Annotated in this window: 22 protein-coding genes, 1 pseudogene and 1 riboswitch; of the genes and pseudogenes, 12 read left to right on the top strand and 11 right to left on the bottom strand. The window is 63.2% G+C overall.

The window, feature by feature from the left end; translation table 11 throughout:
- Positions 1–258: 258 nt before the first annotated feature.
- Positions 259–1,026 (bottom strand): MauE/DoxX family redox-associated membrane protein, encoded by a 768-nt coding sequence (locus tag ASE72_RS18435; RefSeq protein WP_056025222.1) that lies wholly within the window; start codon positions 1,024–1,026, stop codon positions 259–261.
- A 63-nt stretch (positions 1,027–1,089) separates the two neighbouring features.
- Here ASE72_RS18435 and ASE72_RS18430 point away from each other — a divergent pair, with 63 nt between their 5' ends.
- Complete coding sequence (locus ASE72_RS18430) at positions 1,090–1,497, top strand: MerR family transcriptional regulator (protein WP_056025219.1); 408 nt, start codon at positions 1,090–1,092, stop codon at positions 1,495–1,497.
- A gap of 307 nt (positions 1,498–1,804) precedes the next feature.
- On the opposite strand, the gene ASE72_RS18425 is transcribed toward ASE72_RS18430, so the two are convergent.
- The 4 genes from ASE72_RS18425 to ASE72_RS18410 all read right to left on the bottom strand — a co-directional run bounded on the left by ASE72_RS18425 (position 1,805) and on the right by ASE72_RS18410 (position 5,645).
- Positions 1,805–2,287 (bottom strand): c-type cytochrome, encoded by a 483-nt coding sequence (locus tag ASE72_RS18425; protein ID WP_056025216.1) that lies wholly within the window; start codon positions 2,285–2,287, stop codon positions 1,805–1,807.
- 12 nt (positions 2,288–2,299) lie between these two features.
- Complete coding sequence (locus ASE72_RS18420; RefSeq protein WP_056025213.1) at positions 2,300–3,535, bottom strand: molybdopterin-dependent oxidoreductase; 1,236 nt, start codon at positions 3,533–3,535, stop codon at positions 2,300–2,302.
- Between the two features lie 89 nt (positions 3,536–3,624).
- The gene (locus tag ASE72_RS18415) at positions 3,625–4,776 is read right to left on the bottom strand and encodes a TDT family transporter (protein WP_056025209.1); all 1,152 of its coding nucleotides are present in this window, start codon (positions 4,774–4,776) and stop codon (positions 3,625–3,627) included.
- Entirely contained in the window at positions 4,773–5,645 is an 873-nt protein-coding gene (locus ASE72_RS18410; protein WP_056025206.1) for a LysR family transcriptional regulator, read from the bottom strand. The genes ASE72_RS18415 and ASE72_RS18410 overlap by 4 nt, the downstream gene beginning before the upstream one ends.
- Positions 5,646–5,791: 146 nt before the next feature.
- Here ASE72_RS18410 and ASE72_RS18405 point away from each other — a divergent pair, with 146 nt between their 5' ends.
- Positions 5,792–6,859 carry a sulfite oxidase gene (locus ASE72_RS18405; RefSeq protein WP_056025203.1) on the top strand — a complete coding sequence of 356 codons (1,068 nt, stop codon included), beginning with the start codon at positions 5,792–5,794 and terminating at the stop codon, positions 6,857–6,859.
- Entirely contained in the window at positions 6,856–7,368 is a 513-nt protein-coding gene (locus tag ASE72_RS18400; protein WP_052149081.1) for an MgtC/SapB family protein, read from the top strand. Before ASE72_RS18405 ends, ASE72_RS18400 begins: the two co-directional genes overlap by 4 nt.
- A 51-nt stretch (positions 7,369–7,419) precedes the next feature.
- On the opposite strand, the gene ASE72_RS18395 is transcribed toward ASE72_RS18400, so the two are convergent.
- The 4 genes from ASE72_RS18395 to ASE72_RS18380 are packed head-to-tail and all read right to left on the bottom strand — an operon-like array spanning position 7,420 to position 10,504.
- Complete coding sequence (locus ASE72_RS18395; RefSeq protein WP_056025200.1) at positions 7,420–8,190, bottom strand: anti-sigma factor family protein; 771 nt, start codon at positions 8,188–8,190, stop codon at positions 7,420–7,422.
- Positions 8,187–8,696 carry an RNA polymerase sigma factor gene (locus tag ASE72_RS18390; RefSeq protein WP_056025197.1) on the bottom strand — a complete coding sequence of 170 codons (510 nt, stop codon included), beginning with the start codon at positions 8,694–8,696 and terminating at the stop codon, positions 8,187–8,189. The genes ASE72_RS18395 and ASE72_RS18390 overlap by 4 nt, the downstream gene beginning before the upstream one ends.
- Position 8,697: 1 nt before the next feature.
- The gene (locus ASE72_RS18385) at positions 8,698–10,137 is read right to left on the bottom strand and encodes a YncE family protein (RefSeq protein ID WP_056025194.1); all 1,440 of its coding nucleotides are present in this window, start codon (positions 10,135–10,137) and stop codon (positions 8,698–8,700) included.
- A 1-nt stretch (position 10,138) separates the two neighbouring features.
- Positions 10,139–10,504, bottom strand: a complete 366-nt coding sequence (locus ASE72_RS18380) for a DUF305 domain-containing protein (protein WP_229668351.1) — start codon at positions 10,502–10,504, stop codon at positions 10,139–10,141.
- Positions 10,505–10,668: 164 nt separating this feature from the next.
- Positions 10,669–10,745: riboswitch (Fluoride riboswitch) on the top strand.
- Between the two features lie 23 nt (positions 10,746–10,768).
- Here ASE72_RS18380 and ASE72_RS18375 point away from each other — a divergent pair.
- The 4 genes from ASE72_RS18375 (at position 10,769) to ASE72_RS18360 (ending at position 16,659) form a co-directional block, all read left to right on the top strand.
- Positions 10,769–12,127 (top strand): voltage-gated chloride channel family protein, encoded by a 1,359-nt coding sequence (locus ASE72_RS18375; RefSeq protein WP_056025191.1) that lies wholly within the window; start codon positions 10,769–10,771, stop codon positions 12,125–12,127.
- A 26-nt stretch (positions 12,128–12,153) separates the two neighbouring features.
- A complete protein-coding gene (locus tag ASE72_RS20955) occupies positions 12,154–12,453 on the top strand; it encodes a DUF190 domain-containing protein (RefSeq protein WP_235532453.1) in 300 nt (99 codons plus the stop codon).
- 217 nt (positions 12,454–12,670) lie between these two features.
- A complete protein-coding gene (locus ASE72_RS18365) occupies positions 12,671–14,731 on the top strand; it encodes an ATP-dependent nuclease (RefSeq protein ID WP_156350672.1) in 2,061 nt (686 codons plus the stop codon).
- Positions 14,728–16,659, top strand: coding sequence for a UvrD-helicase domain-containing protein (locus tag ASE72_RS18360; protein WP_056025186.1), 1,932 nt, complete (start codon positions 14,728–14,730; stop codon positions 16,657–16,659). Before ASE72_RS18365 ends, ASE72_RS18360 begins: the two co-directional genes overlap by 4 nt.
- Before the next feature lie 39 nt (positions 16,660–16,698).
- Here ASE72_RS18360 and ASE72_RS18355 read toward each other — a convergent pair whose 3' ends face one another.
- A complete protein-coding gene (locus ASE72_RS18355) occupies positions 16,699–17,283 on the bottom strand; it encodes a recombinase family protein (protein WP_056025183.1) in 585 nt (194 codons plus the stop codon).
- A 324-nt stretch (positions 17,284–17,607) separates the two neighbouring features.
- Here ASE72_RS18355 and ASE72_RS19880 point away from each other — a divergent pair, with 324 nt between their 5' ends.
- The 5 genes from ASE72_RS19880 to ASE72_RS18330 all read left to right on the top strand — a co-directional run bounded on the left by ASE72_RS19880 (position 17,608) and on the right by ASE72_RS18330 (position 20,102).
- Positions 17,608–17,907 (top strand): AbrB/MazE/SpoVT family DNA-binding domain-containing protein, encoded by a 300-nt coding sequence (locus ASE72_RS19880; RefSeq protein WP_443024790.1) that lies wholly within the window; start codon positions 17,608–17,610, stop codon positions 17,905–17,907.
- Entirely contained in the window at positions 17,904–18,290 is a 387-nt protein-coding gene (locus tag ASE72_RS18345) for a type II toxin-antitoxin system VapC family toxin (RefSeq protein ID WP_056025177.1), read from the top strand. The genes ASE72_RS19880 and ASE72_RS18345 overlap by 4 nt, the downstream gene beginning before the upstream one ends.
- Positions 18,291–18,553: 263 nt before the next feature.
- Positions 18,554–19,204, top strand: a complete 651-nt coding sequence (locus ASE72_RS18340) for a recombinase family protein (RefSeq protein ID WP_056025175.1) — start codon at positions 18,554–18,556, stop codon at positions 19,202–19,204.
- Between the two features lie 221 nt (positions 19,205–19,425).
- Entirely contained in the window at positions 19,426–19,719 is a 294-nt protein-coding gene (locus ASE72_RS18335; protein ID WP_056025173.1) for an AbrB/MazE/SpoVT family DNA-binding domain-containing protein, read from the top strand.
- Complete coding sequence (locus tag ASE72_RS18330) at positions 19,716–20,102, top strand: type II toxin-antitoxin system VapC family toxin (protein ID WP_056025170.1); 387 nt, start codon at positions 19,716–19,718, stop codon at positions 20,100–20,102. Before ASE72_RS18335 ends, ASE72_RS18330 begins: the two co-directional genes overlap by 4 nt.
- A 148-nt stretch (positions 20,103–20,250) precedes the next feature.
- Here ASE72_RS18330 and ASE72_RS18325 read toward each other — a convergent pair.
- Positions 20,251–20,559, bottom strand: a pseudogene (locus ASE72_RS18325) (recombinase family protein); the annotation flags it as partial.
- Between the last annotated feature and the right edge of the window lie 92 nt (positions 20,560–20,651).

Here is a 20,651-nt window from a genome sequence, read left to right as displayed (position 1 = left end):
CGGGACGGCGATGCAGGGCGTCGCGCAGGCCGGCTGAGGTGCCTTCTTGTCCGGTGCCGAAGAGCCTTTTTCCTCGCACCCAGCCATTGCCGAGGCGATCGGAGCTGCTTGAGCACTGGTTTCGCAGATCGGCCCCAACCGGACGAGCAGCATCATCGCAAGCACGGCCAGGACGGCAGTGCGAACGAAGCTGACACGAGGGCGAGATCCGGATTTCACGCCAGCTACCGGCAGCCTTTTGGACCTGAAGTCAACGGCTCAGTGCGGCATCGAGAGCGCTGCCGGAGCGATCACCATCCATAGCGCCATGGCGACCATCATCACGTTCTCAGTCAGCGACAGGAAGCCCAGAGGCACATTGCTGTCCCCACCCACGCAGGCGCACTTGAGTTCGCGTTTGTCGACATAGACCGCCTTGATGACGGATACCGCACCGATCGTCCCGATGACGAGCGCGATCGGCACCGAAAGCCAAGTGAGGACACCAGCGGCCATCAGCACGCCCGCAACACCTTCTGCGTAGGGATAGACGTAGGAATAGGGCACCCAGCGCTTGGCGAGCAGATCGTAGTTGAGGAACATGCTCGAGAAGCTCTCGACGTTCTGAAGCTTCAGCATGGCGAGCACGCACATCGAGAAGGCGATGAACCATTCCCCAGCGCGGACCGTGAACGGCGAGCCGAAGGCAGCGTAGCTGGCCGCGAGCGCCATCAGCGCGGTCATGGCGAACACCGCGACTACGGGCCGGTAAGTGACCGCCTTGGGATCGCGCACCGCCTTGCCGAAGAAGCGGCGCAGATCGTCATAACCCCCTACCCGCTCGCCCCCGATGAAGGTCTGCGGTGTGGTCTTCACGCCGTGCTCCGCCTTGAACGCGTCGGTCTCCTCGCGCGTGCGCAGCCAATGATCCTCGACCTCGTAACCTTGCCGGCGCAGCAGATCCTTGGCCTTCACGCCATAGGGGCAGGTGTGCGTCGGCATCACCATGCGATAGATCGTTGCTTTCTTGGGCGCCGCGGTCGCCATCTCACTTCTCCATCCTGTTCGCGGAACCTATATAGGGTCCGTACTATAGTACGGAGTCAAGGCATGGCGGCACTGACGATTGCGGGTCTCGCGCGTGAAGGGGACGTCGGTGTCGAGACCGTGCGCTACTATCAGCGCCGAGGTTTGCTCGATACGCCGGACCGACCCGGAGGCTCCGGCGCGAGCGGTGGTATTCGGCGCTACGGTGTCGATGACGTGCGCCGCCTCCGGTTTATCCGCTCGGCGCAGGCAGCCGGATTCACGTTGGAGCAGATCGGCGAACTGCTAGCGCTCGACGCAACCGACGATCGCGCCCGCTTACGCGAGCTTGCCAATGAGCGGATTGCGGCGCTGGACACCAAGATTCAGGAGCTTGAGCGGGTGCGCGCCTCCCTTCGCCATCTCGCGAGAGAGTGCGGAAGCGGCTCGGCCGGGCCGTGTCCGATCCTTCAAGCGTTCGATCACGCTTGAGTGTTAGGCGCGCGCCATGTGGAGCAATGAAAACCCTGTGGACCGCGCTCATTGAACCGGCCGTTCTCTGGACGGCAGCTAGCCACCCACGAGCAGTCGGTCGGCCACCAGCGACGTCCTGCCGGTCGGCTCCCGACCCAAAGTCGGTCGTAGCCGAGGCACGTTGCCGATCTCCGAAGCGGGCATTCTGAACCACGGTTCTGACACACGCAAACCCTTGAGAGGCCGTGGTAGGTTCCACAGCGTCACAACCGACCGGTTATGACGACTTTCCCGATTGAAATGGTATTTTGGGATTATGGCTCGGTTAGCCGGTGCCACCTGAAACATCGGGAGCCACCTTGGGATCGGGGTCTTGCGCCTTGCCGGTTGCGGGTGCCGCCTTCTGATGCGGCATGGCGGTGAGATAGGCGACAATTTCGTCGACATCCTTCTCGGCCACCGGCGCCTTGTAGACCTCGCGCATCTTGGTGACGGTCGCCTTCCACTGATCCGCCGATAGCGCAGGCTGGGTCAGCGCCATGCTGGCCGAGTGGCACGAAGTGCAGTTGGCGTTGACGACGTCGGCGTGCAGACCATCGGGATAGGTCGCGTCGTCGACCGGCAGGTCGACGCTGGTCGAGGCGAGCGAAAAGCCGCGGGCTGAGACGCTGGTGGGCGGTGCCGGCTCGGATGTCTCGGAGATCGGGGCAGGCGCCTTGCGGCTGCTCGGCGCCCCGATCGAGACGAGGATAATGCCGGTCAGGCCGATCAGGCCAGCGGCCATGATGCCGGGAGACGGGGTCTTCATGCTACTCGCTCCTCAGGCCGCAATGATGGTGGTGGTTTCGATGTTGCCGCGCATGAACCCGCCGGGGTTCCAGATCGGCTTCATCGGCTGAGCGACACCGTTGGCGTTCCAGCAGCGCACCATGATGGGGTTGGGACCGCGCCTAAGCGGCACGCGACCATCCCAGCGCCGGAAGCTATACTTGCCCTCATCCGATCCGAGCGTCGTCCTGTACCAGGTGCGGCCACCATCGGATGAGACATCGACCTTGGCGACGCCGCAGTCGCCGCCCATCGCGATCCCGCCAACCGGGATGGACGCTTCATAGGCGATCACCTGGCCATCCGGCAGGCTGGTCATCCAGCTACGCGGGATCATGCGGTTAATCGGGACGGTCGGGAAGTCTTTCTGTCCCGGCATCACGTTGGCGCCCGGCGTCGCCGGGATCTTGTAAGCCTTGGCCATCCAATATTGGTCGTCAGGGCCGGGCAGCACCTCGATCGCGTTCAGCATCTTGACCCAATAGGTCGAGTACCAGCCCGGCACGATCAACCGGCAAGGGAAGCCGTTGAGGAGCGGCAGCTGCTCGCCGTTCATGCCGAAGGCGATCATCACCTCGCCGTCGCGGGCATGGTCGAGCCCAAGCGCCTTCTCGAAGTCGGGGGCGCCAGCGACGACCGGCTGATCGAGAGCGCCGAAGCGTACCTGTACCGCGCCTGCTTTGACCCCGGCGAGATCAAGCACGTCGCGCAGGCGCACACCGAGCCATTTGGCATTGCCCATCGCGCCGTTGCCCCATTGCGCGCCGGCAACACGCGGCTGGAACAACCCACGGCTGTTGCCCGAGCACTGATTGACCGCTGCCATCTCGACGCGCGGCAGGCGCAGCAGTTGGGCAAGGCTGATCGACAGCGGTCTGTTGACGTGGCCGAAGACCTTGAGGCGAAAGCTCTCGACGTCGATCGAGGTCGGGATGTCGGCCCAGTGCCAGCGGACGAAGAACTGGTCGTTGGGCGTGAACACCGACTTGTCGAACACGTCCATCGGCGTCTCCAACAGCGGAGGATGGATGCGTTGGAGGATCATGCTGCCCTTGCCAGGAAAGGCGCTGGTCATCGGCCGCTCGGCATTGCCGCCAGGCAGCTTCAGGTCGACGAGCTGCTGCGCCAGCGCAGGTGCTGCGGCAAGGCCGGCGGTGCCGAGCGCCGTACGCCTGAGAAAGCGGCGACGGCTGGTTTCACTCGCCAGCGCGGCGTCAAAATTGTCCATGACAAGGCTCTCCTGTGGCCAGCCACGCTGGCGGATCGAAGGGGCGTTCTGCAAGTGATCGGACCGACTGATCCGATCATCAGGGTGGATCAGTTCGGGGTAGCGATGCAGGGCGAGACGAACAGGTTGCCGCGCCATGCTCCGGCGAGCGTCTTGGCACCGACCAGCAGCCACATCGCCGCGAGCGCGATCGTCAGCACCGTGCCGACGATACCGAAGAAGCCGAGGTTCAGCGTCGTACCGAGGCGGAAGGTGGCGACGGTGTAGACGCCGAGCGGGAAGGTATAGCCCCACCAGCCAAGGTTGAATGGGACGCCGGCGCGCCAGTAGCGGATGGTGATGAGCGTCGCGAGCGCCAGCCACCACAGGCCGAAACCCCACAGGCAGAGCCCGGCGACGACGCCGATCCCTTGCGCGACGGTACCGACACCGACCAGCCCGTGCGCCGCGAGGATCGCCGGCGCATCCGCCCCAAGCACCAGCATACCCAGCGCCCCGGTGCCGATCGGCCCCAGCGCGAGCCAGGAGGATGCCGCCATGCTCTCGTGCGGGAGCTTGTGGAGCGCCATGCGCAGGATCAGAATAGCGAGGATGCCAAACGCGACCGGCACCGAATAGGCCCACAGCACATACGAGGTCGCGAGCGTCACGATCTGCGCGTGGGGATCGGTCAGATGCGGCGCGAGCAGCCCGCCGCTGGCACCCGCCACTTCCGCTGCGACGACCGGCAGCAGCCATACCGCGGTCATGCCGTCCAGGCTGTGCTCGTGGCGGGTAAACATCAGGTAGGGGATCAACACGCCGCAGGCGAGCGACATGGCGACGTCGATCCACCACAGGACGTGTGCGACCGGCATGATGCCGTTACCGAATCGCGCGATCCCGAAGGCGAGACATCCGTTGATGATCGTCGCCAGGCCCATCGGGATGGTCCCGATGAACATCGACACGGTGTTGTGGCCGAAGATGCGCCGTGCCTCATGCCCGAACATCGCCCAGCGCGCGCCATAGAGACCGGCGAACAGGATGAAGAGCGCGATGTTGAAGAACCACAACACCTCGCCAATCGGTTTGAGCGCGGGGCCGATGCCGGGCACCTGCGGCAGCGCGAGAGCGAGGATGCCGGTGCCCATGGTCGCGGCAAACCAGTTGGGTGTGAACTGGCGGATCATCTCGCGCGGGTGATCGAGCCTGCTTAGCGGCTTGAGGCCGGTCAGGGCCGAAGGTGCGTCGGCAGTCATGCGACCTGCTCCTTGATGAGGTCCGTCAGCGCGTCGGCCGCGCGGGTGCGATAGCGTTCCTTGTGGCGCAGCGCGTGGAAGGCGCGATCGGGTAACTCAAGCGCCAGCTCGACCAGATCGCCGGCCTTGAGCGCGCGTGCGACGACCAATCGCGACAACACAGCGACGCCGGCACCGGCCTCGACCGCGGTACGCACCGCCTCGTTGGACGGCAGCGTCATCGCTACCGTCAGCTGGGCCGGATCAAACCCGCGCGTTCGCAGCACGTCCTCGAAGGTCGAGCGCGTGCCCGAACCCTGCTCGCGGACGATCCAGCGTGCAGCGCGAAGCCAGTCCTCGTCGACACGCTCGGCGTCCCTGCGTCCGACCAGCACCATCGGATCGCGTCCGACTTCCCAATGCGCCAGCGCTGGTTCGTCCACTTCGCCTTCAACGAAACCGAGTTCCGCCGCTCCGCTAAGGACCTGCGCTGCCGCGCCTTCGGTGTTGTCGATCGCCAGCTCGACCGCGATCTGCGGGTGGCGGTCGTGGAAGGCGGCAAGCCTTGCGGGCAACCAGTAGCTTGCGATCGTCTGGCTGGCGACGATCCGCAACGAACCACGGGCAAGCCCGGCATAGTCCGCCAGCATCGTCTCGGCATGCGCTGCCCGCCCCAGCACCGCGCGCGCTTCCTCCAGAAAGCCGCGGCCCGCTTCGGTCAGCTGGATGCCACGCCCGACGCGGTGAAACAGAGGAACCCCGTAGCGCGCTTCGAGGGCCGCGACCGCGCCGGAGGCAGCGGACTGCGTGACGTTCAGCACCTCTGCTGCCTTGGTGACGTGTTCGCGCTCGGCGACACCGACGAAGATTCTGAGCTGCTCCAGGGTCATGCAGCTTGTATCGCGCAAACTGATCGATACGACCAACCGTTCGATCTGTTTGTTCCAATCTGGATATCGGAACGATCGGTAATCCTTCGTCTGCGATAGTCTTGAAGGCTTGAAGCGATCCGCGCGCTTGCGGCGTTGGTTCGTCCATGACTGATATGATCGAGCGCAAATCCGATCCCTACAACGCCGAGCCGACGCCCGGCGCGCTGATCGAGCGGTTCCTGACGCCGCAGGCGCTGTTCTACGTGCGCAGCCATGGTGCAGTGCCCGATCTGCCTGCCGATCACCGGATCGCAGTGAGCGGGACGGGCATGGCGAGCCGCTCCTTCTCGGTGGAGGAACTGAAAAGCGCGTTGGCCACGCGGACGGTGACGGCAGTTCTCCAGTGCGCCGGCAACCGGCGCACGGATCTCCAGCAGGTCGCTAAAACGTCCGGCGACCCCTGGGACGTGGGCGCGATCGGCAATGCGGAATGGACCGGCGTACGACTGTCCGACGTACTGGATGCCGTCGGTGCGCCGAATGCGTCCGACCTGTTCGTGGCGTTCACCGGCGCGGACGAGGTGGACGTCGAAGGCGAGGAAGCATTGTTCGGGGTCTCGATCGCCATGGACAAGGCGCGGCAACCCGACGTCCTTATTGCCTGGGCGATGAACGGCGAGCCGCTGACGCCCGAACACGGCGCACCGCTCCGCATGGTGGTGCCGGGCTATGCCGGGGTGCGGAGCGCCAAATGGCTGACACGGATCGAGGTGCGCGAGACGCCATCCGACGCACCGATCCAGGCGCACGACTACAAGCTCTTTCCTGCCGATGTGACGAGCGACACCGTCGACTGGAGCCAGGGTCTGACCATCAATGCCATGCCGCTCAACGCCGCGATCTGCGTGCCCGGCTCTGGCGAAAGCCTGCCGGCCGGGGAGGTGCGGATCGAGGGCTATGCCATCGCCTATGATCGCCGCGTCTCTCGGGTCGAAGTGTCGGTAAACGGTGGTCGCGACTGGCAACAGGCGACGTTCACCGATGATCCGGAAGCGCACTGGGGTTGGCGGCGCTGGACCCTCGACGCCACGCTCGCCAAGGGGCGCCAGCACCTTGTCGTGCGCGCCTTCGACGAGACTGGACAGGGTCAGCCCGAGCGGCCGGATACGGTGTGGAACTTCGCCGGCTATCTGTGCACCGCCTGGCATCATGTGCACGTGCTGGTCGAATGATCGAAGCATCAGCGGCATCGGACCTCGGCTTCTGGATCGATGCGATCGGGCGGCTGGTGGTGGCGACCGCGGCTGGGATGGTGCTCGGCTGGGAACGCTCGCGCGAGAACCGGCAGATCATGGGATTGCGAACGCTGGGTCTGGTCGGTCTGGCGAGCTGCATCGCCGTGCAGGCGATCGTGCACAGTGGCTTGCCGAACGTAAACGCCGATGCCGCAGGACGGGCGATGCAGGGCATTCTGTCCGGCGTCGGCTTCATCGGTGCCGGCGCGGTGCTGCGGGTCGGCCAGGGTCAGGAAGTGCATGGATTGGCGACCGCCGCGTGCATCTGGGTCACGGCCACGATCGGCGCGGCAGCAGGGTTGGCGGTGTGGCCGCTCATCATCGGCGGGTTGAGCCTTGCGATGCTCGTACTGTTCGCGGGCGCTCCGCTCGAACGTCGCATTCGCGAGCGGGCCAGGCTGACTCCGGCAGAGGCCGACCGGAAGGATGCCGAGCGCAAGCCGTGATCCCGCTGGTCCGCCCAGTGCCTGTCGGCGCTAAGAAGCGGCCAGGCGCTATCAGGAGACAAGCCCCGCATCGGCCTGGCGCCGGACCTCATCGGCGATCGGATGCAGCTCGGCAGCGGGTCGCTCGCCCACTACACTATAGCCGATCCCGTCGACAGCCCATGTGACCCGGCCCATGGTCCCGCTGGACGTGCTGGTCATGCTTGCGCTCTTGTCGATTTGCATAGGCCTCGTCAGCACCGCGAGCTTTGACGCTTGCGGTCCATCGTAGAGGAGAAGAGCCGCAGGGCCGTGGGGCGTCGCGACCAATCGCCCCCCGCCATAGCGGTAACCGGCTGTGCTGAGGTCCGGGATGGTCACGCGCTCACCCAATCGGGCGGAGGTCCACCGGATCAGCATGGCGCGCTGGTCGGGGCCGATTTCCGCCGGTCGTATCCGGTCGGCGGCATAGACACGGAAATTGTCACTCGCCTCGTTGGCCAGCGCCGCGATGCCCGCGCGGGGTTCGCCGCTCCAACGCGCACTCGACCAGCCCCCGCCAAACCCGACCGCCAGCAGAAGCGACGCGGCGATGGCGAGTTGCCAACGCGGTTGGCGTTGCCGTCCCCTGATGGCTGCGACGCGCATCGTCGCCGGGATAGGTTCATCCGCGATTGGAGCGAAAAGCGATGCAAGGGCTCGCGCCTGCTCCGCCTGCTCCCGCAAACGGGCATGCACGTCCGGCTGGCCTTCAAGGTAAGCGTCGACCAGACGCTGCCGCTCGGGCGACAGCCTGCCATCGATCCACGCGGCCAGATCGTCCTCTCCGATCGGGCTGGTCATCGAATACTCCTTAATCGTGGCCGTTCACCCTCCCGGAGGAGCGTCGCCAGACGGTCGCGCCCCCGCGATATGCGCGACATCACCGTTCCCAGCGGCACACCGACGACGGCAGCGACTTCCCCATATGACAGACCTTCGACGGAAATGAGGAGCAGCACCGTCCGCTGCTCCTCGGGCAACGCATCAAGTGCGCGCAACAGGTCTCGGTGGTGCAGGCCTGCGTCCTGATCGGCCGGGAGGCCGAGAGCAGCGTCGTCCACGAGGTGGAGCGGAACCGCCGTACCTCGCCGGACATGCTGCCGCTTATGATCGACCAACAGATTATGCAGGATTGCATAGACCCAGGGGCGAACCTCCGTCCCGCGTCGTTGCCGCCAGCGCCCGACCGCGCGCTCAAGGCAATCCTGCACCAGGTCATCCGCCATCGCCTGATCGCGCAACCACGACCGGGCATAACGGCGCAGACCGGGGACCAGGGGCTCGATCGCGGCGGCAAGCGGGTCCATCTCAGTCGCGCTGCACCTGCACGATGCGGCCCGGTGCGCCATTCACCACCTCGGCGACCGCCAGAAAGCGCCGGGGGGCCGCTGCACTGCCCTGAACGATCTGCCGGATCGGACCCGATGCGTTGACGATCGCCGCACCTGCCGGATTGCTCATGAAGTTCGCAAGCGGCTCTACCGCACCGCTGCCGTCCGCGTTGGCGGTGAGCACGAGCATGTAAGGCTTCTTGGGCTGCAGACCGGTAACGGCACTCTGCACGACCTGAATGATGCCCTGGTCGAAGAGGGTAATGCTGCTTGCCGCACCATTGCCGCCAACCGGCCCCATGTTCAGATGCACCGCCTTGCCTGCCGTACCGAGCGGTTGGAGATTGTCGGTGCCGGGGCCTGTCGGAACAGCGTTCGGCACATAGGCGATCGCCTGCGGTGCCTGTCCGACCGGCACGGTGGCAACGACCTTGTTGCCGGCGGTGTCGATCGCGGCAAGTTCATCGGCATTCTCCAGCCCGACATAGATGCGCCGGCCGTCGCCCGATGGCCAGACGCCGTGCGGCATCTTGCCGACCGGGATGGTGGCGACAAGCGCGAAGTCAGACGTGCGGAACACCTTCACCGCGTTTTCCCCGCCCACCGTGACATAGGCGAACTGTCCCCTGACCGTGCGGGCGAAGTTGACGTGATTGGTGATCGGTCCGGTATCCAGCACCTTGAGGATCGCGAAAGGCGGCCTGGCATCGAATGCGACCGTCTTGCCGATGTCCTTCAGCGTGAACCACACCTGCTTGCCGTCCGGCGTCGCGGCGATGTTGGGACAGAACGGACTCGGCTGCGCCACCTGTCCGACCTGCGCGTGGGTCGAGACATCGAACACGGCCAGCACCGGATTGAATGAGGAACAGACATAGCCGTATCGGCCATCGGGAGAGAAGATCGTCATGCCCGGACCACCGGGCGTCTTGATGCGACCGGTCTCCTTGTACGTCGTGGGGTCGAGCACGGCGATGTAATCCTCGCCGCGTACCGTAACCCACACCTCCTTGCCGTCCGGCGTGAAGAACGCCTCATGCGGACTGCGCCCGACATAGGTCGTGTGCTTGACGGTGTTGGTGGCGGTGTCGATCCACGACACGGCGTTGGATCCGATCGACACGACCGCCAGTGTTTTCCCGTCCGGCGAGAAGCCGAGGCCGTGAACCAGCACCTGCCCCTTGTAGAGCGGGGAAAAATTCATCGGCTGCGGATCGCCGAGCTTGATGACGCCGAGCAACCTGTTGTCGGCCGGGTCCGTTACCGACACCGTGTTGGAGAATTGTTCGGATGCATAGACGCGGTCGCGGTGGCTGACAGGCACGTCCTTGGCGTTCCACGGCGCCTGCTGAGCCATGGCAATGCCCGGTGCGGCGCTCATCAGCAAGGCGGCCGAGCGCAGGAAGGTCCGGATCATGTCAGTGCTCCATATGGCTGTGGTGGTCGCCGCCCTGCGTCGGGGCTGGCGTCGAAGGGGGTAGCGGCTGACCGATCGCCAGCTTCATGGCGGCGATCTCCTGCTGCTGATCGATGATGATCTCCTGCGCGATGCGCTTGAGCTGCTCGTTATGGCCGTAGCGCAGCTCTGCCACCGCCATATCAATGGCGCCCTGGTGATGCGGAAGCATCATCGCGACGAAATCGCGGTCGACGTCGCCGGACGGCTTGACCATCATGCCCGCCATCATCCGGTCCATCGCGGCAGATACCATGCTGGCGTAGCCATCGGCGGGGGCGGCCGCGACTGCGCCGGTGAGCATGGCCGAAGCAGTCAGACCCAGCATCCAATTTCGTCTACGCATAAGCCTCCGGCGCATCAGTCTCGAAAGCGTAGACGACGCCCGTCGGGGTTTATTCCATGGGTGAGCCGATTATTGATCCTCAGCAAAACAATGGTCTCGTCGTGACCCTGCCGTTGGTTGACCAGGTCGCCGTCGGACAGCATATGCTCGGGCACGGCGATGGATTTCCGCCGGGCCATTCGGCCGAACCGCCCTCGCAAGGGCCGATGATTCCTACCAGGCGCCGCAAGGCAGCAAGGAGGAATCATGCGCGCGACATTTCGCAATCTCTACGACCAGTTCAACATGGCAGCGTTCATTCGCGATCGCCGCACCCATGCCATGTCGGTGCTGCGGTGGGCTTTGATCCTGGTCCCGATGGCCGCAACGGTGGGAACGCTCTGCGCGGCCTTCCTGTGGAGCCTCGATGCCGTGACCCGGCTTCGCTTTGCCTTTCCCGGGCTGCTCTACCTGCTACCGATCGGCGGGTTCATGGTCGGACTGCTCTACCATCTGACAGGGCGCTCGGTCGAAGGTGGCAACAATCTTATCGTCGAGCAGATCCACGAACCGGGGGGCGGCGTGCCGCTGCGCATGGCCCCGCTCATTTTCTTCGGCACGGTCGTGACACATCTGTTTGGTGGATCGGCGGGGCGCGAAGGCACCGCCGTGCAATTGGGCGGCAGTCTTTCCGGCGGGTTCGGGCGCGCCCTCAAGCTGGATACGCAAGCAACGCGCATCCTGCTGATGACCGGGATCGCGGCAGGGTTCGGCGCAGTGTTCGGGACGCCGATTGCGGGAGCGGTCTTCGCGCTGGAGGTGCTGGCGATTGGCCGGGTCGAGTATCGCGCGCTGGTGCCGTGCCTGGTCGCGGCACTGGTCGGCGACTGGACCTGTCTTGCCTGGGTCATTCACCACGGTATCTACCAGGTCGATGCGACAGTGCCGGTCGACGCTCTAATCGTCATCAAGGCTGGCGTCGCGGGCGTCGTATTCGGGTTGGTCGGACTAGCTTTTGCGGAGGCCAATCATGCGTTTGGCGGATGGCTGAAGCGCATGGTGCCTTATGGCCCACTACGACCCGTCATCGGTGGCGTGGCCGTGATCGCACTGGTCTGGCTGTTCGGAACGCGCGACTATCTCGGCCTTGGCACGCTCGCCGCGACATCGGACGGCCTGACCATCGCCAGCTTCTTTGGTCCCGACACCCATCCATGGAGCTGGGCGCTGAAGCTGCTCTTTACCGTCGTGACCCTGAGCGCTGGCTTCAAGGGCGGAGAGGTGACGCCGCTGTTCTTCATTGGCGCGGCGCTCGGCAATGCGCTCGCGCCCATGTTCGGAGTGCCGACGGGGGTCTTCGCGGCGATCGGCTTCGTTGCGCTGTTCGCGGGTGCTGCCAACACGCCGCTTGCCTGCACGTTCATGGGGATCGAATTGTTCGGGGCGGCCTATGCTGTGCCGATCGCGGTCGCATGCTTCGTCGCCTACCTTTGCTCGGGTCATAACGGCATTTATCTGTCGCAGCGCGTCGCAGTCCCCAAGGTGCCTGCTGCGCACCTCACACCCGGTGCGACCCTGCGTGATGCCCGCACGCACCGTGCTTCCCGCCGACGCTCGCGCGTCTGATCCTGCTTCCTATCGAAAGGCCCGTTATGCCTGATCGTTTCACCGTCCAGCACCGCGAGGTTGGAATGCTGCGCATCTATTTGAAGCCGTCTGACAAGGTCGGCCCACGTCGCTTCTGGGGTGCGAAACCTTTCTATCGCGAGCTGATCCGCACCGCGAAGGCGGACGGCATCATCAACGCCGTCGCGCAGAACATGCATTACGGCTTCAGCAATCGCGGCCCGGCGGCATTCAACCGTTCCGATCCTGAAGCTGACTGGCAGGAAAGTCCCCACTTCCTGCCATCCGGGAACGATCGCCCTGTCCCAAATCACCATCGATTGTGAGACGTTCGCCGGCGCTTAGCATACGCTGGCGAAGCGTTCCTGCGATGACCCTTGGTAGTTCTGACATCGACCGCGATCGATCGGCATTTCCGAGCGGCGGCCCTGGCACCGCTTTCTGCTCCAGCGCCTAAGATCGTCGCCCAAAGCAGGCCTTAGTGCTAGTCATCGCCGAAGCCGCGATTGCGGCTTCGGGGGCAGGAATGAAAACGGGGGCGATGTGCATCTAAAAACGCTCAAGCTGTGGAAATTTCGGGGGTTTGCCAGTTCAAACTACAATCATGAGGTCATTGATGGACCTCACCCTGTAATCGTCGACATGGCGGTCGATACGACTGTCTTCATCGGCCGAAATGGCGCGGGCAAGAGCGCCATGCTTCAAGCACTGTTGCGTCTCTTCGGCGAGACCCGAGACGAGCGCAAGATCCAGCCGGCTGACTTTTTCGTCGAGCCTGGCGAGCGACTTGAAAGCGTTGCCAAACGTGAGCTGTTCCTGGAAGTCGAGATTGCGTTTCCAGAGCTAGACGGGGGCGACGCAGACGCCGAGCGCACGGTACCCTCAGCCTTCCGCCATATGATTGTGACCAGCCCCGGTGCGGCGCCGTTTGCGCGGCTGCGTCTCGAAGCCACGTGGGAGCTCGGCGGGACGCTCGACGGTGTGATCGAGGAGAAGCTCTTCTGGATCCTGACGCCTGACGATGTTCCGACCGGCGAAGGTAGCGCCTTGGTGAAGCGCAAGGTTTCGGCGAGCGAACGCAGCCACATCGTTGTGCGCTACATACCGGCATCGCGCGATGTGACCGCGCTCACCCAGCTTACAGTGAAGAGCCTAGGGCGCAGCCTCATGAACGCTGTGGTTTGGCAGAACAAGGACGAGATCGCCGAACTCGTCGCCAAGGCCGCCGAGAAGCTCGACGCGGAAGGCGCGCTAGCGCGGGTGAACGCTGCTATCAACGCTTGCTGGAGCGAACTCAATACGGCGGAAACCGGCACGACTGCCAAATTGGCGGTGCTCGCGCCTGATCTCCAGCAGATCGTGCGATCTGCCACAATTCAACTCAGCCCGTCGTCGCAAGGCCGGACCATGACGGTCGAGGATCTCAGCGATGGCCAGCGATCACTCTTCCACTTTGCCTTGGTAAAGGCGCTGCTGGACCTCAAGCTTGAGCTCGAGGCGGAGGTCCGCGATGCCAAAACGCCGCCATTCGAAGCGGCTTTTGCTCGCGCTCCCGCGCTGACGGTGTTCGCCTTCGAGGAGCCAGAGAACCATCTGGCGCCGTTTTTCCTGGCGCGCCTGTTGATGCAGCTGAGCGTGCTGACGAAGACTGCCCGTGTGCAAGGCGTGCTCACCAGTCATGCGCCCTCGATCGTGGGACGGATTGAACCCAAGGCGATCCGGCATATTCGCCGGGAAACAAAGACCGGCCTGTCAACGGTCTGCGCCCTTGCTCTTCCGGAGGATGGTACCGAAGCGGCGAAGTTCGTCCGCGAGGCGGTACGAGCGCACCCAGAAATCTACTTCGCGCGCCACGCTATTTTCGGCGAAGGTGCGTCCGAGGAGATCGTGCTGCCCTGGCTCGCCGAGAAGATTGGCGTGCCCATGGATCGCTCATTCGTCGCGATCGTGCCCGTCGGTGGCCGTCATATCCAGCATTTCTGGCGTTTGGTCGAACAGCTTGGCATCCCCCACTCCACCCTCCTCGACCTCGATCTGGGGCGAAGCAGTGGTGATTATGTGCAGTTCAGCTCGGTTGCAAAGGCGCTCACGTCTGGCGGACACCCGCGCAGTGCGGAGCAGCAGAAATGGCTCGATGCCGCCATTGAGCTCAAGCGTCCCCCGGCCTGGGGTGAGGGGAGTGCGACAGATAAATTCCTCCAGGATTGGATGGCTTGGCTCGAGCAGTTCGGCGTTTTCTTCTCCGCGCCACTCGACCTCGACATGCTGATGGTTGAGGCTTTTCCGGACGCCTATAAGACGTTGCCGGATCGTGCGACCGGGCCTCGTGGCGCCGATGACGCGGACGTGATCGCCAAGGCGGCTAAGGAGGTGGTCGGAGCCGACGGCTTTGGCGTTGCACCTTATGAAGCCGACAAGAACTGGCCGCTCTTCTCGTGGTACAAATATCTGTTCCTTGGGAGCCGCGGCAAGCCCGCCGCGCATCTGTTCGCGTTGGCGACCCTCGAAGCCGATGAAGATGCCGATATTCAGCCGGAGATCCCAAAGGTCCTTGCGCGCCTCGTCGCGCATGTGAAAGCCTCTCTTGAAGCACCGATCGCATGATCAAGCCCGATGATTGGAAGCCGATCGAAGTTGCAGCGCTTGAGCCGGCGGCACTCGGTGCCGTGACGGCCACGGGAAGCACGCTGGTGGTTGCGGGGCCTGGGACCGGCAAGACTGAGCTTCTCGGCCAGCGTGCCGCTTTCCTGCTCCAGACGGGGCGTTGTGCCTACCCGCGGCGCATCCTGGCAATCAGCTTCAAGCGCGATGCCGCCAGCAACCTGCGGGAACGGGTCGAGAAGCGCTGCGGCCGGGCGCTCGCCCGCCAGCTCGATTCCTATACCTTCGACGCGTTCGCCAAACAGCTTCTCGACCGCTTCTGGCGCGCGCTTCCCAACCACCTGGCGCTCTCCGGTATGTACAAGATCGGCCGCGCGCAGCCGCCGCGGCAGGGCTACGGACAGTTTCAGTTGTCGGTCGTCGACGCCTTGAAGACTGCCTCCGGGTCTGTCGGCTGGGCAGCCCAGATGTTGGGGGGGCAGCCTCAGGAGCACGCCGTCCATGCGGTTGGCTTCGACGAGTATAGCCGGGGCGTGCAGGCGCTTTGTCTCGAGCCGCTTACAGCCTCATCAACGGCAGCTTTTCTCCAACTCGTGGCACTGCGCGAGGGCCTGATCGCAAGCCCGCCTTCGCTGACGTTCCCACAGATCGGCATCCTTGCAGCGGCTGCGATCACGGCCAATCCCATGATCCGCACCGCGCTGCGCGCGACCTACAGCCATGTCTTTCTCGACGAGTTCCAGGATACCACATCGGTTCAATATGCCTTGGTGGCGGCGATGTTTGAGGGTTCCGAGACGGTCTTGACCGCCGTTGGCGACACAAAGCAGCGTATCATGGGCTGGGCGGGCGCCCGTCAGGACGTGTTCGAGGCTTTTGAGCAGGACTTCCTTAGCGTCGCGTCCGCTCACGGGCGGCTCAGTCTCACCAAAAACTATCGAAGCAACGAGCGAATCGTCGCGATCCTGAACATCCTCAAAGCTCGCCTGGCGCCGGAGGAACCGGACTTCGTGGCGGTGCGCAAGGCACCCGACCTTCCCGACGAGGAAATCTGTTCGGTGCTCGTCGCCGACCACGAAAACGCTGAGGCCGAGGCCGTGGCGAAGCTCGTGGCCGAGGCGATCGCCGACGGGACCGATCCACGAGTGATCGGGTTGCTCGTGCGTCAACGCGCACCCGAGTGGGAGGAGCGCCTGCGCGACGCCTTTGACCGCGAGAGCGTCACCCTTCGCAACGAGGATCGGGACGTCGGCGGCGCCACGATACAGGAGCTGATGACCGAAGCGTATTCTCGCTTCCTGCTTGATCTCCTGGAGTTCTGCTCGCGCAAATATGGTGGCACGCTCTGGAGTGCGGCGATGGACCATTTCGCCGCAGCCGAGGGGATAGAGATCGACGACGACGAGACCGCTGAGCGCGCCTTGGCCACCCGAGTTGATAAGTTCCATACCGAGAACCGGATCGATCCTCGTGTCAAGCCGGAGCCCGACGAGGTACGCGCACGTATTGGAGCGATCGAAGAGTGTGTCGGGCTGGACCGGCTGCGGAGCCTGGCGCCTCAATATGCCACCGGCGACTTTTTCGAAAGCATCAGGAAGGCGAGCGCGGACTTCTTGATCGAATGCGCCGAGGCCACAACGTCGTGGTCCGATGCGATCGATCGATTTCGTGGCATCGGGCAGGTTCCCCTCTTGACCATCACCAAGAGCAAGGGCCTCGAATATGACCTTGTGGTGCTGCTTGGGCTGAATGACGACCAGTGGTGGAGCTTCGACAGGAACACCGATGAGGGTCACTCCGTGTTCTTCGTCGCCGCATCGCGGGCACGGGAACGACTTCTGATGACCCGCACAAGCAGGGACCGGAACCGAAAGATCGAGGAAATCTTCGATCTGTTACGCGCGGCAAACGTTCCCGAGCGCCGCGTGTGAGTGCGAAGCTTGGAACCTCAGCGACGAAGCGAGGGTGCATCAGTCGCCCGTGACGTTTGCGCTGATGAGCACCTGCTCCGGGGCAGGAAGATGCCGATACAGCGTAGGAACGGAGACACCGATCGCCGGCGCTATTTCGCGCATCGGCATGCCCGACGCCAAAAGCTTGCGCGCCGCCTCGAGCCGCTTGGGTGTCATCACCGTCTTGCGGCCGCCCACCCTTCCCTCGCGACGTGCCACCATCAGCGCGGCTGTTGTACGCTCACGGTTCAGGTCCCGCTCCATTTCCGCCATCGCCGCCATGATATGGAAAACGAGCTTGCCGGCCGTACCGGCGGTGTCGATCCCATCGGTGAGCGACCGGAAGCCGATGCTGCGCTCGGCCAATTCAGCGGCTAGGTCCACGAGTCCCTTCATCGTTCGGCCCAGACGATCGAGCTTCCAAACGATTAGTACATCCCCCGCTCGGGCGTGCGACAAGGCGTCAGCCAAGCCGATCCGGTTTGCCTTGGCACCGCTGGCCTTGTCGCTGAACGTCCGATCGCAGCCCGCCTCGCGCAAGGCGTCGAGCTGGGGCGTCAAATCCTGTTCGGGTGTCGAGACCCGTGCATAGCCAATCAGCATTAAGCGTTCTCAAAACTCATCTCGTGTACTTAGCACGAGCACCAGCAATCGAGAATGTGTTTTGATACGCCGGTGACCCCTGCTAGACCTTCTCACATGGCGGCGCTTCAAAATCGATCGTTTGTGAGGCCGGCCGCGAAGACCCGATAGGTGTCATCGATGTGCCATGGGCATGATACAGCATCATCGTTGAAGCTCCCGGCCGACAATCTCCATAAGTTGACAGAAGCTCGATCGCGTCCGTTCACAGCCTTTACCGCTTAGGCCCATTGTGCCATTTCTCTTCACATGCCATAGTTCGACCTGTGATCGATCGGCGAGGAAATGGCAGTGGCTACACAGACCATAGATATCAAAGTGGCGAGCAATGGTCGCATGGTGCTTCCGGCATCAGTTCGAAAGGCTATGGGGTTGCACGGTGATGCCAAGATCATCCTAACGGTCGAGGACGATCAGGTCCGCCTGTCGCCAATCGGCCATGGCGTATCGCGGGCACAAGCGCTGTATCGCGAGCATGCCAAACATGGGCGCACGACCGAAGACTTCTTGGACGACCGGAGGGTCGAAGCCGCCATTGAGCACGGTGAGGTTGCATCGGGTGGAGATGAGCGAGGCGCACAATGACGTCCGCAGTTCTCGATGCATCTGCCGTGCTCGCGTTGGTTCGAGACGAACCCGGCGCCAATAAGGTCGCTACCCACATCGGACGTGCAGCTATATCGGCAGTCAATCTTCAGGAGGTTATCAAAGAGCTGCTTGTCAGCGGCCTTGACGAACCCCTCATCCGCGAACTGCTCGACGAACTACGGCTAGATGTTCGTGCCCATAATGTCGACGCAGCCTACGCCGCTGCCGCTTTGCACGAACAAACGCGCCAATTTGGCCGTGGTCTTGGTGACCGATCCTGCCTTGCACTGGCGCTCCAGCTCGGCGTCCCTGCTCTCACTGCAGATCGCGAGTGGAAGAAGGTGAAGGTCAAGAGCCTGAAGCTCGAGCACATCCGCTAGCCGCAGCCTACTTCTGCCTCGATCAGCGTCGCTAACTTCGTGCTTTCGACGACGGTAGTTCCTTTCGCTGAAACGGACGGTTGGCACTAGGACTGCCTCGCGTTCGGGAAAGCCCCTGCCCCGCACCTGATACAAGTCTGGCGAACCGTCTGGTCGTTCTTAGGCATGCCTTTCGCAGACCTCTCAATAGCTGGTACTTTAATCCCGTCCTGACGGCGTAAAAAGGACTAGACTAATAAGTACCACATATAGCAGACTACGGGATGTTTATCCGAGCCTATCTTCGCGCTTCTACCTCCGAACAGGATGCGTCGCGCGCCAAGAGCGCCCTCGACGTGTTTGCGACCGAGCACGGGCTTCGGATTGCGGCCCGCTATGTCGAAAACGAAAGTGGAGCCAAGCTTCACCGGCCAGAGCTGTTCCGCCTGCTTTCGGATTGCGAGCCGGGAGACGTGCTCTTGGTCGAGCAGGTTGATCGGCTTTCCCGCCTCACCTCCCCAGACTGGATCAAACTGCGGAATCTAATCGACGCCAAGCAGGTCCGGATTGTTGCACTCGACCTGCCAACGTCGTGGATCCTGACGGCACCGACGGATGAGTTCACCGGCCGAATGTTCGCAGCGGTCAACGCCATGATGTTGGACGTACTCGCCGCGGTTGCCCGTAAGGACTATGAGGATCGCCGTCGTCGACAAGCCGAAGGCACCGCAAAAGCCAAGGCAGCGGGCCTTTATAAGGGGCGTCCCGAGAACAAGACCCGCAACGCTGCGATCTCGAGCCTTCTTCGCGATGGCCGAAGCTGGCGCGATATAATGGATGCGACTGGGTGCAGTCGAACGCTGCTCGCCAAGATTGCTCGTGATCGCCGTCGACAGGCAGAGGCTGACGCCGCAATGTCAGACGCGCACCCCTAATGTGTTCAGGCAGACTCTAGACCCTCATAATGAGGTGTCCGATTTCTCTGCTACCGACCCTGTTTGAACGGGTTTTGTGTACCAAAGCCCATGCCCACTCAGGGTATACCCGGACTGACATAGAGGCCATGCTAATTCAGGCGAAATGTCAAAACTCACATTGTGTCACATTCATTAAGATGGCATAATCATCATTCAACGCGTTGAGGAGGAGCGTCCCGATGGCTACCCAGTCTATAGACGTTAAAGTAGCCAGTAACGGTCGAATGATTCTGCCGGCTTCAGTTCGCAAGGCAATGGGGCTTCATGGAGATGCGAAGGTCATCTTGACTGTTGAGGACGACCAGGTTCGTCTGTCACCGATCGGTCATGGGGTCTCTCGCGCTCAGGCGCTTTATCGGGAGCATGCCAAGCAGGCTCGAACAATCGACGACTTCCTATCCGATCGCAAGGCCGAGGCCGTCACCGAGGCAGGCGGGTCCTCGTATTCGGACCGGCACGGCAATTCGGCATGACGACTGTTGTGATGGATGCATCTGCAGTGCTGGCGCTGGTCCGGGATGAACCAGGCGCCGACAAGGTCACACCTCACGTCGGGCGAGCAGCGATCTCTGCCGTCAACCTGCAGGAAGTTATCAAAGAACTGCTGCTTGGTGGTTTGGGCGCAGCCACTGTTCGTGAGATCCTAGACGAGCTTCGTCTCGATGTACGCCCTCACGATGCGGAGGCAGCGTATGCGGCTGCTGAGCTGCACGCTCAGACAAAGGAGTTTGGGCGCGGTCTTGGCGATCGCTCCTGTCTAGCTCTTGCGATCCTACTTGGCGTTCCCGCCCTTACTGCTGATCGCGAGTGGAAGAAGGTAAAAGTTAAAGGTCTCAAGATGGAGCATATCCGGTAGGAGCCGATCCTGCTTGCGCCGTACTCCGACGACGTCGACCGACTAGGTAGGCTGTCGCAAATTTGTTTTGAAACTACATCGCTTTGCGACGGAGTTGTGCGACGACTGACCAGCGAAAAGCTGAACGTTGTCCTAGCTGTCGCAGAACTTAGGCCTTCGCGGGTGCGGCCCAACCGATCCGCGCTAGCGTGCCAAGCAGGGTAGAGCGCGGTACCTTGAAGGTCCGGCAGACGGACGCTTTGCTGGCTCCCCCGTCCAGTGCGACGGTGATCCGTTCGAGTGTTTCCGCGTCGATCATCGGCGGGCGGCCACCTTGACGTCCCCGGCGTTTGGCCGCGGCCAGTCCTGCCATCACCCGTTCGCGCGTCAGCGCCCGCTCATATTGTGCCAGCGCACCGAACAAGGAGAACAGCAACTCGCCATGCGGCGTGGTCGTATCCATCTGCTCGGTTAGGGTCACGACTCATTGATCAGAGCCAGAAGATGACGGTGGCGGCGAGCGCGATAGCGGAAAAGAAGACGGTCGGGCATCGATCGTAGCGGGTAGCG

Origin of the sequence: Sphingomonas sp. Leaf20, from assembly GCF_001421535.1 — a bacterium.
Taxonomy (GTDB): Bacteria; Pseudomonadota; Alphaproteobacteria; order Sphingomonadales; family Sphingomonadaceae; genus Sphingomonas.
Note: the sequence above shows the minus strand (reverse complement) of the source record. Positions and strands in the feature narration are given on the sequence as shown.